Genomic DNA, 15,944 nt, shown 5'->3' with positions numbered 1-15,944 from the left:
AAGCTCAAACTTTTGTTTGAGCTTTTGTTGTACAAAATATTAACCTTTGGGGTCAAACCTATAGTTTAGACCCTAGTATATATATTCATTTGTAAGCGCTGTATTTAATCTACTGAACAGGGTTGTAATTGCCAAATTTTTTCAACGTAATCTTTAATGGAACGGTCTGAAGTAAACTTCCCCATACGCGCCGTATTCAAGATTGCCATTTTAGCCCAGCCGGCTTTATCAGCGTATGCCTTATCGGCGTTTTGCTGTGCCTGTGAGTAAGACTCAAAGTCAGCCAACACTTTGTAAGGGTCCCCGCCTTCTAGCAAACTATGTTTAATTGGCGCTAAAGCACCTGGTTTGCCAGGAGTAAAATAATCCGTTTCAAGCCAATCTAAGACCGCTTTAATTTCTTTGTTGTTGTAATAGAAATTAAAGGGTGTGTAGCCAACCTGATCGAGTTCTTGTACTTGGTCTACGGTTAACCCAAATATGAATATATTTTCATCACCTACTTCTTCGGCAATCTCGATGTTCGCACCGTCTAAGGTCCCAACTGTTAATGCTCCGTTTAGCGATAACTTCATATTTCCGGTGCCTGACGCCTCTAAACCAGCTGTAGAAATTTGTTCAGAAATATCCGCGGCCGGGATCATTTTTTCAGCTAAGCTCACGCGATAGTTCGGCAAAAATACCACCTTGATTTTGCCATTGACTCGTTTGTCGTTATTTATCTTTTCAGCCACTTGGTTGATTGCGTAAATAATGTCTTTGGCTAACTTGTATCCTGGAGCCGCTTTAGCCCCAAACAAAAATACTCGTGGTTGCATATCGTAACTGGGATCTTCTAATAAACGACGATACAACGCCATGATATGTAAAAGATTAAGATGCTGACGTTTGTACTCGTGCAATCGTTTAATTTGGACATCAAAAATTGCTTTAGGATCAATTTCAATTCCAGTCAGCGCTAAGACTTCTTTTGCCAATGCGACTTTATTTTCATGTTTTATTTTCATGAATTGTTTTTGAAACTTGGCATTGTCAGCAAATTGACTCAACTGCTCTAACTTTTCTAAATTCAACGGCCAATCGTCACCAATTTTTTCATCAATCAAAGCTGATAACTTTGGATTGCATGCCTTTAACCAACGACGTGGTGTAATGCCATTAGTCACATTCGTCAGTTTATCTGGCCACATACTATGAAATTCTGGGAACAGGTTTTTCTTCACTAGTGCAGAATGAATTTCCGCCACACCATTAACCTTAAACGAACCAATCACCGATAAATTTCCCATGCGTATCATCTTTTCGCTGCCTTCTTCGATGATAGATAACTTCTGCTTAATAATGTTGTTACCAGGCCATTGTCTCTCCACTTCGTTCATAAAACGGTGATTGATTTCGTATATGATTTCCAAATGCCTTGGCAGAATTTTTTCGAACATACGCGCCGGCCACTTTTCTAGCGCTTCTGGTAACAAAGTATGATTGGTATAAGCAAAACTTTTGCTACAAATTTCCCATGCCTTATCCCAATCAAGTTCAGCCCTGTCTAATAAAATCCGCATCAATTCAGGTATGGCAATGGCAGGGTGAGTGTCATTAAGTTGAATCACCACTTGGCTTGAAAAGCGGCTCCAATCTTTACCGTGTGCTCGTTTGTAGCGGCGAATAATATCTTTGAGTGAGCAGGCGCTAAAGAAATACTGTTGAATCAACCTTAACTCTTTACCAGCCTCTGTTTCGTCATTGGGGTACAACACTTTGGAAATAGTCTCTGCTTGCACATTTTCCTTTTGTGCATCCACGTACCCCCCCGCATTAAATACATCCCAGTTAAAGTAATCAGATGCTTGGCTCTGCCATAAACGTAATACGTTAACAGTTTTTCCGCCATAGCCAACTACAGGAATATCCCAAGGCAAACCTTTTACTATTAAACCTGGATGCCATTCTTTTCTTATTCCACCATTTTCTCCGTATTTAGTTTCGACATAACCGTACAAAGGTATTTCTTGTATCGATTCTGGACGACATATCTCCCATGGATTGCCATAATCTCGCCAGCTATCGGGACGCTCTATCTGTTTACCATTTTTAATTTCTTGACGGAACAAGCCATGTTCATAATGTAATCCATAACCTACCGCAGGTAGATCAAGGGTCGCTAGCGAATCAATAAAACATGCCGCTAAACGTCCTAAGCCACCATTACCTAATGCCATATCCGGCTCTTCTTCCATAATATCGGTAAGGTTTATGCCTAACTCTTTTAAGGCTTGGTCTGTTTGCTCAAACAACCCTAAATTATGTAGGTTATTTGACATCAATCGGCCCATTAAAAATTCGGCAGAAAAATAATGCACCGCTCTCGTATCGTTTAGATAGTGTGATTTTTGAGTCTTACGTAATTGCTCTAAAACATGTTCCTGCACTGTTGCACACGTTGCTTTCCACCACGCGTGGTTATTGGCTTTGTTTTCATCGGTTCCTAAAGAACAATGTAAATGTCGAACAATCGCTTCTTTTATCGCTTTTTTGGGTAAAGAAGAAGTTGCAGAAACTGAATTTTTTGCGCTCATATCACACCTCAAATTTGGGTTATTACCACGCCATTTATGCCGATACATATTCGGAATTAGGTTTTAAATGACGTAATAAAATTACAGATAAATTTAATATGACAGTTTTAGCAGGATTTTTTGCGGAAAATTGTTAAATAAACGTTAACAAAGCACAAAAACATACGTATTCACTTCAAAACACGCATGCTTTTTACAATAAATTAACAGTTTAATTTAAAAATTTAAACATTTGCAGTTTTAAATACTTGTTGCACCAAAGCTTGAGCTTCTTTAACCAATAAATCCAGATGCTCTGATCCATTGAAACTTTCAGCATATATTTTGTATATTTCTTCGGTTCCTGACGGACGCGCTGCAAACCATCCATTTTCGGTACTGACTTTGACTCCACCAATAGCGGCATTGTTACCTGGTGCGTGAGTCTGAATGTTTGTAATGGTTTCACCAGCAAGCTCAGTGGATTGAATAACACTTTTGTCCATCTTACTTAATACTTGTTTTTGAGCGTGATTCGCCGCCACGTCAATACGAGTATAAACTGGGGCCGAAAACTGTTCGGTTAGGGCTTGATAATGTTCGCTCGGATCTTTTCCGGTTACCGCAATAATTTCAGCAGCTAATAAACACAAGATGATCCCATCTTTGTCTGTTGCCCAAGGTTTACCATTACGTCGCAAAAATATGCCGCCCGCACTTTCTTCACCTGCAAAGCCAATTTCGCTGTTTAATAACCCATCAACAAACCATTTAAAGCCTACTGGCATTTCGGCTAAATCACGTCCTAAACTCTTCACCACGCGGTCTATCATACTGCTTGATACCAAGGTTTTTCCTACTTTAATATCCTGCGGCCAGTCTGTCCGATGTTGATATAGGTATTGAATAGCCACTGCAAGATAGTGATTAGGGTTCATTAAACCGCCTTTGGGAGTCACAATGCCATGTCGATCAAAATCAGGGTCATTACCAAAAGCAACATCAAATTTGTCTTTTAGGTCAATCAAACCGGCCATGGCATAGGGAGATGAACAATCCATACGAATTTTTCCATCTTTATCGCGACGCATAAACCCAAATTGTTGATCAACATTGCGATTAACCACCTCAATGTTTAATCCATACCGCTGCGCTATTCTGTCCCAGTAACCTAACCCTGCACCGCCTAATGGATCAGTACCTAAAACTAAACCCGCTTTGGCAATCGCTTGCATATCAATAACTTGATCTAATTGAGCAATGTAATCTTCGGCGAAATCAATTTCTTTAACATACACAGAGTCATAGGCATCGTTTAAACGCATACGCTTTACGTCTGTCATGTCATTACTGATAATTTCGTTGGCTCGCTGCTGAATAAGGTTAGTCACATCGCTGTCTGCGGGTCCTCCATGTGGAGGGTTGTATTTAAAACCACCATCTTCGGGAGGGTTATGTGAAGGCGTGATCACGACTCCATCAGCTTGTTCCTGAGGCGAGTTCGCGTTGCGCTGCAAAATAGCATGAGATATGACAGGCGTTGGAGTATAACCACGGGCTTCTTGTACCACTAAAGAAACACCATTGGCCGCTAACACTTCAACGGCAGTTGAAAACGCAGCCTCAGATAAAGCATGGGTATCCATTCCCATATACAAAGGACCAGTGATACCTTGCTGTTGCCTATACTCTACCAGCGCCTGACTAATTGCCGCTATATGGTTATCATTAAAGGTATTTAACAATGCACTACCACGATGTCCAGACGTTCCAAAAGAGACCGCTTGCGTACTGTCTCCTTTGTTCGGTTGATTGGTGTAATAGGCGCTCGTCAATTTAGCCACGTTGACCAACTGCTCTTTACTCGCGGGTTTTCCTGCTTCTGGATGTAGAGCCATAGTGATCCTTATTTTTATTCAATATGTTCGGGGGCAAAAATCTCGATTAGTTGTTGTATTTCAGCCGATTTAAAACCGACTTGCTCAGCCACTTCTTTGAGCATATTAATTTTCTTCGCAGTGTTGTTATTGGTTATCACCCAATAATCAGAACCGGGCACGTTTTTAGGATTGGTACTACTGCCGGTTCCTAATAAGGTATCCTTATCAGTCGCAAAATAGGTTCTATTACGCCCACTCATTCCCAACACTTTAGCAAACTGCTGGGTGTTGTGTTTGTGAATAATCGATAACACTAACAACCACCTTTCTACAATTTTAGGGATAGCTTGTAACTGCTGACCTTCAAGCTCATTAAAAACGGCCTCCGACTGACAAATTGAATCAGCACTTTGCGTGTTGCTCACTGAATCGGGTTCAGTGCTACCTGCCGTAACTTTTTCTGAAACGCTTTCGTTGTCTGTATTGAGTAACGACTCAGGCATAACAAGTCGGCGTAAAATATCTGATGCGCTTTCACCGATATCTTGGGTTTGTGAGGCTATAAAGTGGTAAAGATCGTCTTCTATTTGAATACTTTTCATGAAATTTATTATTTTAAACTGAGCACATGTGGCTAGATTATACTTATTGCCACAATCAAATCATCGATTAATTTAATTTCATACACAAGTATTAGCTAAACCACCAAAAATTAGACTAATTTGCGCTAAAATATTGATTCGCCCAACATTATTAATTCTTCGGATACTCAAATTTTATGCTGCATAACAAACTGGCTATGGCCATAGAACAATCTTGTCAGGTGTTAATTGGAAAACAACCGCAGATTAAATTGGCGTTAACCTGCTTGTTGGCAAATGGTCACTTGTTAATTGAAGATTTACCAGGAATGGGCAAAACCACTTTGTCGCATACTTTGGCAAAAGTATTGGGGTTAGAATATTCACGGATTCAATTCACCTCGGATTTGCTGCCAGCAGATATGTTGGGCATCAATATTTTTGACAATAACGAACAAAGTTTTCGTTTCCATCCGGGCCCCATTTTTAATCAGTTAGTATTGGCAGACGAGATCAACCGCGCCAGTCCTAAAACTCAAAGCGCACTGCTTGAAGCAATGGAAGAACGACAAGTCAGTTTGGATGGCGAAACTCGCCCATTACCTTCTCCGTTTTTTGTAATTGGTACTCAGAACCCTTCACATCAATCGGGCACGTATCCGCTACCTGAATCTCAACTTGATCGGTTTTTGATGCGAATTCAACTGGGGTACCCCGACAAAGAAGCTGAAAAAACCATGCTTAAAGCACAATTGGGAGATGGCCAACGTACTGTAGAAACGGTAATGGATATCGCTGAATTCATCGAGTTGCAAATGAAAGCCAGCCAGGTACATGCGTCAGATGAACTACTCAATTACATTTTGCGTTTAGTCACTTTTAGTCGCGAAAGTAATCAATTTGCCAACCCATTGTCTCCCAGAGCCACAAAAGCCTTATTAAGTTCGGCGAAAGCTTGGGCCTTTATTAACAATAGAGATTTTTTGATCCCTGAAGATGTTCAAGCGGTACTTTCGTCTGTGGCTGAACACAGGTTACGAAGTGCTTCAAGTGACTTCAGTACTCAAGGAAGCATGAGTAAAATATTGCTCGAATCGATTGATCCCATTGCAGCTTAGACAAGACCATGACAGTGATAAATAATTACTGGAACAAGTGGTTAGATAAACGCATTCCAGCGGCGGCACAACATCAATTGAACCATCATAGCATTTTCATTTTACCCGCTAAGTTCGGGGTTTTATTCCTGTCATTATGCGTACTCTTGTTTTTGCTTGGTACCAATTATCAAAATAATTTGATGCTGTTACTGTGCTATTTTTTGTTGGCGATGTTTTTAGTGAATTTACTGGCTAGCTATATCAATTTTGCGCGCATCAATTTAAAAATAGGAAAGTGCCCCGAAGTCTTCGTTGATGACAACTTACATATTCCGCTGTGGTTAAATACCAACAACAGCGACAATGCAGCGCACGGCTTATTGCATTTTAAGTTTCAAAAAACCAAACAAAAATCTAGAAAGTCCATTAAAACTCGAGTTTTACCGGTAACAACTGTGGTTGATGCCGATTTATTTTCGAATCCAATTAATTTAAGTCAAAAGTGTCAACAGCGTGGAAAATTGACCCTGTCTAGAGTCACAATAGAAAGCTTCTACCCCTTGGGCTTATATCGTTGTTGGACACATTTGGCTTTTACCCACCAAATTACGGTTTTCCCTAAACCCATACCTTGTGAGATACAATTACATCTCAGTGAGCACAATAGAACTAACGACAATGCCGCAAGTGCCAACGTACTATCTGGGCACGATGATTTTTCCCATCTTAAAACCTATCAATTAGGCGAACCGTTAAATCATGTCGCATGGAAACAACTCGCCAAAGGCCGCGGCATGGTAAGTAAACAATTTGATTCTGCGGGTCACCAGTTGGGTTGGCTTAAACTATCCAGTGACTATGCAAAACGTCCCTTGTTAAATTCTAACAATGACTCAGTGGCGGCCTTAGAAAAAGAGCTAAGCAAATTGTGTTATCAAGTCATGGAATTGAGTCGTTTGCAGCAAACCTTTGGGTTAGATTTAGGCGACCATTGTATAGCGCCCAATAATGGCAACGATCATCGACTGGCCTGCTTACAAGCCTTAGCGAATTTTCCCAATGGGAATGCTACTAATGTCTAATAAGCAAAATTTAGAATCCAAGAAACAGCACACGCTGCAGTCTTCTAAAAATATAGCGCTGCTACTTATAGCGGCAACATTGGTGCTTATTAGTTTTAGCCTTTTTTCGACGGTACTGACTTGGATATTATTACTGGTAACTTGTGGCACTGTTATACGCGGCGCTATTTATTTTAAATATTACAAACACTTACCCTCTATTCGAACGTTAAATTTACTGGCGCTACTAAGTATACTGGGTTTAATTTATTCAGCGTTAAATACGGGTTTGCTATTTGGAATGGTTAATTTATTAGTACTTGCTTGTGCTTTAAAACTGATGCAAATGCGTAGTCAAAAAGATGTCTACCAGTTAGTCATTAGTTTGTTTTTTTTAATTGGCTGTGGATTTATTTTTAACCAATCTATTGGTTTTAGCCTATTTTATGGCTTTATGAGTTTAGTTATTTTATTCAGTTTGGCTTGTTACCACGCCCCATCCATTACGATTCGAAAACATATAAAGACTATATCAATACTTAGTTTGCAGGCTTTTCCTATTGGTCTATTAATGTTTCTAGTGCTACCGCAATTGTCACCTCTATGGCACACGCCAAAAGCCAATGGAGCAAGTACTGGGTTATCAGAACAAATTACCCCTGGGGATATTGCCGCTCTTTCACAATCCAGTGAATTAGCATTTCGAGCCACTTTTGAAAACATCCCACCCATTGCTCAACAACGATATTGGCGCGCCATAGTAATGGAAGACTTTGACGGCAAAACATGGAAAGTGCATCAATATCGTCAAAAAATACGCGAGATTCAATTGAAAACCAAACAGCAATTTAAGCCTAAATTAACGGGCCCTTATTTTGATTATACAGTCATCGCTGAGCCCACCTTCCAATCTTGGTTATTTGCATTAGACGTTGCTCAACCCACCGGGCCTCGAGGCAGCAGAAATATTTTACAAAGCAGTGATTTTCAATTATTTAGTCAGCAACCCCTAGCGAATAAATTTCAGTATGAGGTGCGTTCTTATCCCAATGCATTAAGCAGCCAAACTCTGACTCCGGCGGACAAACGCATTAATCTCAAAGTACCAGAGCAAGGTAACAACAAAACTCGAGAATGGGTCAGTAACCTTCGTTCGCAATTTCCAGATAACCCTAGTTTTACACAGGCAATATTGCAGCACTTTGTCGATAACCCATTTGTGTATACTTTGCGCCCAGAAGTGATGTTGGTCGACCCTATTGACAGATTCTTATTTGATAATCAGGCTGGATTTTGTAGCCACTATGCAAGCGCCCTAGCCTATGCACTGAGATTAGGCGGAATTCCAACTCGCATAGTGACAGGCTATCAAGGAGGAGAGTTAATCAATAACCCTGGAGACTCCGCCTATTTGAGTGTCTATCAATATGATGCTCACGCTTGGGTGGAGTCGTGGAGCGAGAGTTCTGGCTGGCAACGTATGGATCCTACCGCGCTAGTATCGCCCGACAGAATAGAATACGGGTTACGACAAGCTATGTTAGAGGAAGGTAGCTTTTTAGCAGACTCCCCTTTTGCCCTAGCACGGCTCACCAACATAGCGTGGCTCAACAATATTAGGTTGTTTTTAGCAGACTTAGATTACAATTGGAGCCGCTGGGTTTTGGGCTTTAATAGTCAAACTCAAAGGGATTTATTTAAATCTATTTTAGGTAAGCTGACTCCAGAACGTCTATCCATGTTGGGACTTGGAATAGTCTTGATAATTGCATTGTTACTCAGTTTGTTTTTTGTCCCGCATTGGTTGCAAAACCGCGGTAGCACCACTCAGCGATTGTACTTAAAGGCGATCAATGCCATCGAAAAAACAGGCACCCAACGAGCTACTTGGCAAGGGCCCAGTGCTTTTAATCAACAAATCAATGAACATTATCCGACGATAGTCAGTGAACCTTTTACTCATATCACGCAGTTGTATTTGCGGCTGTGCTATCAAAATATCCAAGAAACAAGTGCCTCTGTTTTAAATGTCAAACAGTGTCATCGAATGATGCGACGGTATTTAACCCAATTAAAAACGGGATTGCTCAAAGCTGACTCAAATACGATAAAAAGAACCTAAGCCCCCTTAGCGATAATGCTATTTCTGTGGCATAATGCGCGCCGAATTTTTAGCCATTTAATTAGTCAAGCTAATCAGCACAATAATTACTGCTGTGGCAAACCAAAGCCAAATATTACTACTGGGGAATCTACCTTGCTTACGACCGCAAATATTACCATCCAATTTGGCGAAAAGCCTTTATTTGAAAATGTCTCAGCCAAATTTGGCAACGGCAATAAATACGGCCTAATTGGCGCCAATGGTTGTGGGAAATCCACCTTTATGAAAATTATTGGTGGCGACTTAGAGCCTTCAGCTGGCAATGTGTCTGTGGATCCCGGTGAACGTATCGGTAAACTTAAACAAGACCAGTTTGCTTACGAAGATTACAGCGTAATCGACACTGTCGTGATGGGCCATGACGAACTTTGGAAGGTCAAAGAAGAACGGGATGCGATTTACGCCAATCCCAACATGACCGAAGAAGACGGCATTAGAGTGGCCGATTTAGAATCTGAATTTGCCGAAATGGATGGATACACGGCCGAATCTAGAGCGGGTGAACTGCTAATTGGTGTAGGTATTCCAGTAGAGCAACATTTTGGGCCTATGAGTGAAATCGCACCAGGCTGGAAGTTGCGAGTATTGTTGGCCCAGGTGTTATTTTCTGATCCTGACATCATGTTACTAGACGAGCCGACCAACAACTTGGATATTAATACTATCCGCTGGTTGGAAAGCGTACTCAACGAACGTAACTGCACCATGATCATTATTTCCCATGATAGGCATTTCTTAAACTCGGTTTGCACTCATATGGCAGACATCGACTACGGGGAAATTCGCTTGTTCCCAGGTAACTACGATGAATATATGACAGCAGCAACACAATCTCGTGAACGTTTGTTGTCAGACAATGCCAAGAAAAAAGCGCAAATATCTGAATTGAAAGCCTTTGTGAGTCGTTTCTCAGCCAATGCCTCGAAGTCAAAACAAGCGACTTCACGTGCCCGTCAAATCGATAAAATTCAATTGGACGAAGTGAAGCCCTCTAGCCGACAAAGCCCTTTTATTCGTTTTGAAGAAAGCAAAAAATTACACCGTTTGGCTTTAGAAGTGGAAGGTTTAGCAAAGAGTTACGATGAAGAACTGTATAAAAACGTTGATTTAATGGTAGAAGTAGGTGAAAGAGTTGCCATTATTGGACCTAACGGTGTGGGTAAAACCACCCTACTAAAATGTTTAGTTGGAGATACCGATTTAACGGCCGGTAGCGTTAAATGGTCTGAAAATAGCAACATTGGTTATTACGCTCAGGACCATGCTGCTGATTTTGAAGAAGATAAAACGTTAATGGATTGGATGTACCAGTGGGCCCAAGAAGGTGACGACGAGCAGGTTATGCGTGGCACTTTGGGTAGATTGTTATTTTCACAAAACGATATCACCAAATCAGTCAAGGTCATATCTGGTGGTGAGCAAGGACGTATGTTGTTTGGTAAACTAATGCTGCAAAAGCCGAATATTTTAGTTATGGATGAACCCACTAACCACTTAGATATGGAATCAATAGAGTCTTTAAACTTGGCATTAGAAAACTACAAAGGCACCCTACTCTTCGTGAGTCACGATAGAGAGTTTGTCTCCTCGGTAGCTACTCGGATTATCGACATCAAACCTGACGGCATAGTAGACTTTAAAGGTGACTATGAGAGTTATTTGGCGAGTCAAGGAGTATAGACAGCCTTCGAGCTTCGAGCTTCGAGCTTCGAGCTTCGCAAAATTATTTTAAAGCGACGCTTTAAGGTCAAACAAAAAGGGCATCATTTGTTAAGAATGATGCCCTTATCTTTTACTTTTTTGTCTTTAGCTAACAGCTCGAGGCTCGCAGCCACCTTGAAATTACTTAATATTAAGTAACCAAGAAACAAATTGTTTTGCTTCAGAGGTATTTGCAAAGGTGCCCATTTTTTGGCCCGCTTTATCGGCAAATGCCACTTTGTATTTATTCACAGATATGTTGTGCACTGGGCACATTACCGAAATCTGTGTTCCGTTGTATGTATAAGACATAATTAAACTCATTAAATATGACTACTTTTGTTTCATAAAATGAATACATCAATAGTCAAAAACTAAAAATAAGCTCATTACAGTTTTGACGATACTACTAAAACTTTAAGTTTCTTCTCGATGAGACATCTGCAAATATTGTTTGCTAGGATGTTTACTACTCACTAATTCGTCGTACGATAATTCAGCTTGTTATTGCAATTCAGTAGGACATTACCCATATTTTGGCACCTAAAGATTACGTTTTTAATGTTGGCTGACTGGATCAAGGAAAGACATAACATTTGAGGCTTTTGTTGAGAGAGAATCAACAGACCATGTCGCAATATACTTAGCTTTTTTTCATAAATCAACCATTAATTTGACTAAATGGTCAAGCATCAGAACATAGTTCGAAACAAACCAAAGATGTTACTATTGGCGTGTTATAAAAACATGAGTACTTACTTTTGGAAAAAATCGCCATTTTTGTTGATGTACAAAACATCTACTACACCACTCGCCAAGCATATGCCCGTCAATTCAACTACCGACGTTTTTGGCAACATATAGAGCATCAAGGCAATATTATTACCGCTAATGCTTATGCCATTGATAAAGGCGATAACCAACAGCAAAAATTCCAAAGTGCCCTCAAACATATTGGTTTTGACGTCAAACTTAAACCCTATATTCAGCGCAGTGACGGCTCTGCAAAAGGTGACTGGGACGTGGGAATAGCCATAGATGTTTTAGAAGCGGCCGAACAAGCAGACACCATTATTTTACTATCGGGTGATGGCGATTTTGATTTATTACTTAAAAAGGTGACAGAAAAATATGCCTGTAAAACTGAGGTTTATGGCGTACCTGAATTAACTGCAAACTCTTTGGTAAATGCTTGCCAAATTTTCCATAAAATAGACGATAGCCTTTTGCAATAAAGAAGATATTCGGCTCGCAACAACTACTCTTTTTCGAATATTGTTTTAATTCTGTTAGAGGTTATTTGCAAATTAACTGATTGCCCTACTTCCAAATTTATATCATGACGAGTTCTTACTTTAACTAAGTTGTCACCTTTTGGCTTACCTGCTATTTGGATTTGATATAAACGACTACTGCCTTCATAGCGCATTGAAAATACGCTTCCGTGGCCTTTTCTCTCACCTTCACCTTCAGGAAGGTCGTTAACTTGGATAGAAAGATCTTCAGGTCGTAACAGTAAATAAACTGATTCTGTTAGTCTTGACTTTTCGTCGACCTGCTCAGTATTTTTCTCAATGGCTTGCTCAACGCCAAAAGCAGGCACTAAACAAGTGTTTTCTGTTAGCATTTTGGCGCTAATAAAGTTAGTTTCGCCAAGAAATCTTGCAACAAACCTGTTTACAGGTTGATTATAACAACGCTCTGGTTTATCAAGTTGCTCTAGTTTTCCAGCATGTAAAACACCAATTCGATCGCCGACAGATAGTGCTTCTTCTTGATCATGAGTAACCCAAATAGCGGGTATGGCTGCGGCTTTTAATGCACTGCGAATTTCCCAACGTAAATCATCTTTTAAGGCGGCATCTAAATTTGATAAAGGCTCATCTAATAAAATAAACGAGGGTTGATGGGCTAATGTGCGTGCTAATGCGACACGTTGCTTTTGCCCACCCGATAAGTTGCTAGGCTTAACGTGGCGAAATTTTTGTAAACCTAACGCGTCTATCCAGCGCTTTGACTGGCTATTATCTTTTAATCTAAACGCGATGTTTTGCTCTACCGTTAAATGTGGGAACAAGGCAAAGTCTTGAAAAACCATGCCAACATTACGCTTTTCTGGGGTAATATGTTTCTTGGTATTTGCAGTCCAATCTTGATGAACTATTTCACCTTCAGCAATGGGAATTAACCCAGATAAGGCTTTTAATATAGTTGATTTACCACAACCTGTAGGCCCAACTAACATAAGTATTTCATCGTTGGCTAGGGTTAGGTTTAAGTTATCAATCACTTTGGTATCACCGTAATTAATTGATAAATTATTGATTGTGATCATTAACGCGAAGCTCCTTCATTTGATACAACATTGCCCCATCGCTCTGTACTAAGCATAACAGCCAACCCTAAAGCAGAAATAAAAAATAATAATAAACCTGGAATAGCCGCCCTACCAAAATACCCCGCTTCATAAACGCGCCATAAATAGGTTGATAGGGTTTCAAACTCGATAGGGCCTAACAATAAAGTAGCCGGTAATTCACGCATCACCTCTAAAAAGACTAATGCCGCGCCAGCCACTACACCACGCATAGTTAACGGTAAGGTAATGCGCTGATAAACTTCTTTTGGGCTAGCACCTAAAAGGCGAGCAGCACTGACCAAAGAGCCATCCAAACTTTCAGTTGAACTACGTATCGTGCCCACCGCTAATGGTAAAAACCTCAAGACGTAAGCCAAAATTAATAACGTCAAGGTTTGGTACAGAAATGGCAGTTGTAGCCCTGCATAAACCAAAGCAGTGCCCATAACAATCCCTGGAATACCAAAACCTACAAAGGTAATTCGCTCCATGATGCGGCCTACTCGACCTTTAGTTGCCGCATAAGCAAGCGGTAAAGCAAAAATCACCGCAACTACTGCAGCGATTAAAGACGCATAAGCAGAATTAATTGCATATTGCACATCAAAGTATTCAATTCCTTCACGCCATAGCCATAATGAAAATACAGCTAGTGGCAATAAAATAGCTAATATCACCACCGGCAATGCGACTAATAGCAATAACTTAGTTTGCCAATGATTAGGCCAAAGCGTTAAATGTTTTCCTGGCTGTTCTTGATTCACTTTGACCTTTGATTCCATGTATAAAATTAATGCTACAACGGCAAGTAACTGTAAAGACAGCATGGCGGCTTGGCTTAAACCAAAGGCATTGTATTCAACATAAATTTCACTGGTGAAGGTATTGAGTCCCATAATGGCAGGTGTACCAAAATCAGATAACGCATACATAGCAGCTAATAACGCGCCACCTGCAATCGCATTACGAATACGTGGTAATACAACAAACCAAATGCTAAGTAATAAAGACATACCCAATGTTCTTGCGGCATAAACTTGGCTTGCATCTAAACTGCTTAAGGCTGATCGTGTACTTAATAAAACAAAAGGATAGGTATATAACACCATGATCAAGCTTGAACCAAATAGGCCATTTACTGCTGGGGTTGAAAGTCCTAATACGCTTTCTATTTCACCACCACTACCAAAAGCGGCATAGAAGGTAAAAGCGCCTAAATAACTCGGTAAAGCTAATGGCGAAGCGAACAAAATCAACCAAAACCGTCGCCATGGTAAATTTACATAGGTCATTAGTAATGCCAATGGTACACCTATGGCTACAGAGCCTAACGCGGTAAAAAGCATTAATAATAAAGTGTTACTTAGAATACCAAGATTACGGGCATCAAACATTTGTGCACTGTCTGATGCTAATACCATTAATATAACAACGGGAAAAAAAGCAAATAAAACAATAACTAAAGAGAAACTATAGGATAAAGGCCAACGAATGTTACCAAGGCTCATAATACGCCAGCATTACGCATCAACACTAAAGTAGGTCGTAAATCTGCAAGCTTTGTTAGATCAATTGCAGGAGGAGAAATGTCTGTCAAACTTGAGATCCCACTGGGTGGTGGCAACTGTCCCGCTAATGGAATTTCATACGCTTCTCCTGATAAATATGATTGCACTTCTTTGGAGAGTAAATAACGAATAAAGTCAGTTGCTGTTGTATTGCCACTAAGCGCTACTATCCCCGAAGCATTAACTAAACAGCCAGCATCATTTTTTGTAAAAGCTAAGGTTAAATTTGCGTCAGGCATACCTGATTTAAGTCGCAAGGTGTAATAGTGGTTTGCTAAGCCAACATCCACTTCACCGCGCTCCACCGCCATCACCACACCTAGTTCGCCGGCATATTTTTTGGCTTTTTTATCCATTGCTTTAAGCCATGCCGTTGTAGCTTCATCACCTTCTAATATACGCATTGCGGTTATAAATGACTGAAACGACGCATAAGCGGGTGCCCAAGCGATAGACAAATCAGAATCCGGCAAAGCCATAATATCTGTCGGTATTTTATCTGCAGTGATACGCGTTGGATTATAAGGCAGTGTGCGAATACGGCCTGAAATAGGTGCCCAGTCATCAAAGCGGAAATTACTTTGTAACTGCTCAGTTAAATCATTCGGCAGTTTTTTTGCTAAACCCGCGCCAACTACTTGGCCAATAGCACCTGAGTCAACTGCCCAAAACAAATCAGCTTGGCGAACGCCTGCTTTAGCCTCTGCCATAATAGTATTTGCTAAAGCAGCTGTTGGCCCACGGCGAATACGTAATGTAAATTTAGGATTACGTTTTTTAATCGCATTGAGAACATCTTCATATAGCCCTCCCTCACCTCGGCCTAGATATAGTGTTAACTCCCCAGTTAACTCAGGTAAATCATCTACTGACACTGCATGACTCGATGCAGCAAAACTCGTTGCTGATAACAAAGGGAGCGCACTTACCACACCTAAACAAGCAAGTGTTTTAATCAATGTTCTACGTTGCATA

The 15,944-nt window shown here is 40.5% G+C and carries 12 protein-coding genes; 5 read left to right on the top strand and 7 right to left on the bottom strand.

Annotation, left to right across the window (positions count from 1 at the left end):
* Nucleotides 1-104: 104 nt before the first annotated feature.
* The 3 genes from ABJK37_RS03215 to seqA form a co-directional block, all read right to left on the bottom strand.
* A complete protein-coding gene (locus ABJK37_RS03215) occupies nucleotides 105-2,576 on the bottom strand; it encodes a glycogen/starch/alpha-glucan phosphorylase (protein WP_348350053.1) in 2,472 nt (823 codons plus the stop codon).
* A gap of 224 nt (nucleotides 2,577-2,800) precedes the next feature.
* The gene (gene pgm / locus ABJK37_RS03210; protein ID WP_348350051.1) at nucleotides 2,801-4,453 is read right to left on the bottom strand and encodes a phosphoglucomutase (alpha-D-glucose-1,6-bisphosphate-dependent); all 1,653 of its coding nucleotides are present in this window, start codon (nucleotides 4,451-4,453) and stop codon (nucleotides 2,801-2,803) included.
* Between the two features lie 14 nt (nucleotides 4,454-4,467).
* A complete protein-coding gene (gene seqA / locus ABJK37_RS03205; protein ID WP_348350049.1) occupies nucleotides 4,468-5,037 on the bottom strand; it encodes a replication initiation negative regulator SeqA in 570 nt (189 codons plus the stop codon).
* A gap of 176 nt (nucleotides 5,038-5,213) precedes the next feature.
* On the opposite strand from seqA, the gene ABJK37_RS03200 reads away from it, so the two are divergent.
* The 4 genes from ABJK37_RS03200 (at nucleotide 5,214) to ABJK37_RS03185 (ending at nucleotide 11,021) form a co-directional block, all read left to right on the top strand.
* Complete coding sequence (locus tag ABJK37_RS03200) at nucleotides 5,214-6,134, top strand: MoxR family ATPase (protein WP_348350047.1); 921 nt, start codon at nucleotides 5,214-5,216, stop codon at nucleotides 6,132-6,134.
* Nucleotides 6,135-6,142: 8 nt separating this feature from the next.
* Complete coding sequence (locus ABJK37_RS03195; RefSeq protein ID WP_348350045.1) at nucleotides 6,143-7,198, top strand: DUF58 domain-containing protein; 1,056 nt, start codon at nucleotides 6,143-6,145, stop codon at nucleotides 7,196-7,198.
* Entirely contained in the window at nucleotides 7,191-9,299 is a 2,109-nt protein-coding gene (locus ABJK37_RS03190) for a DUF3488 and transglutaminase-like domain-containing protein (RefSeq protein WP_348350043.1), read from the top strand. Before ABJK37_RS03195 ends, ABJK37_RS03190 begins: the two co-directional genes overlap by 8 nt.
* 135 nt (nucleotides 9,300-9,434) lie before the next feature.
* On the top strand, nucleotides 9,435-11,021 hold the full coding sequence (locus ABJK37_RS03185) for an ABC-F family ATPase (protein WP_348350041.1): 1,587 nt from the start codon (nucleotides 9,435-9,437) through the stop codon (nucleotides 11,019-11,021).
* Between the two features lie 162 nt (nucleotides 11,022-11,183).
* Here ABJK37_RS03185 and ABJK37_RS03180 read toward each other — a convergent pair whose 3' ends face one another.
* On the bottom strand, nucleotides 11,184-11,354 hold the full coding sequence (locus tag ABJK37_RS03180) for a hypothetical protein (RefSeq protein WP_215933409.1): 171 nt from the start codon (nucleotides 11,352-11,354) through the stop codon (nucleotides 11,184-11,186).
* A gap of 449 nt (nucleotides 11,355-11,803) precedes the next feature.
* Here ABJK37_RS03180 and ABJK37_RS03175 point away from each other — a divergent pair, with 449 nt between their 5' ends.
* Nucleotides 11,804-12,277, top strand: a complete 474-nt coding sequence (locus ABJK37_RS03175) for an NYN domain-containing protein (protein WP_348350038.1) — start codon at nucleotides 11,804-11,806, stop codon at nucleotides 12,275-12,277.
* Nucleotides 12,278-12,300: 23 nt separating this feature from the next.
* Here ABJK37_RS03175 and ABJK37_RS03170 read toward each other — a convergent pair whose 3' ends face one another.
* From ABJK37_RS03170 to ABJK37_RS03160, 3 genes are read right to left on the bottom strand one after another with little or no spacing between them, the layout of a single operon-like run.
* Complete coding sequence (locus tag ABJK37_RS03170) at nucleotides 12,301-13,377, bottom strand: ABC transporter ATP-binding protein (RefSeq protein WP_348350036.1); 1,077 nt, start codon at nucleotides 13,375-13,377, stop codon at nucleotides 12,301-12,303.
* Complete coding sequence (locus ABJK37_RS03165; RefSeq protein ID WP_348350034.1) at nucleotides 13,377-14,909, bottom strand: iron ABC transporter permease; 1,533 nt, start codon at nucleotides 14,907-14,909, stop codon at nucleotides 13,377-13,379. The genes ABJK37_RS03170 and ABJK37_RS03165 overlap by 1 nt, the downstream gene beginning before the upstream one ends.
* On the bottom strand, nucleotides 14,906-15,943 hold the full coding sequence (locus tag ABJK37_RS03160; RefSeq protein WP_348350032.1) for a substrate-binding domain-containing protein: 1,038 nt from the start codon (nucleotides 15,941-15,943) through the stop codon (nucleotides 14,906-14,908). Before ABJK37_RS03160 ends, ABJK37_RS03165 begins: the two co-directional genes overlap by 4 nt.
* Nucleotide 15,944 lies beyond the last annotated feature (1 nt).

Source organism: Paraglaciecola sp. (assembly GCF_039964565.1).
In the GTDB taxonomy this organism is placed as follows: Bacteria; Pseudomonadota; Gammaproteobacteria; order Enterobacterales; family Alteromonadaceae; genus Paraglaciecola.
Note: the sequence above shows the minus strand (reverse complement) of the source record. Positions and strands in the feature narration are given on the sequence as shown.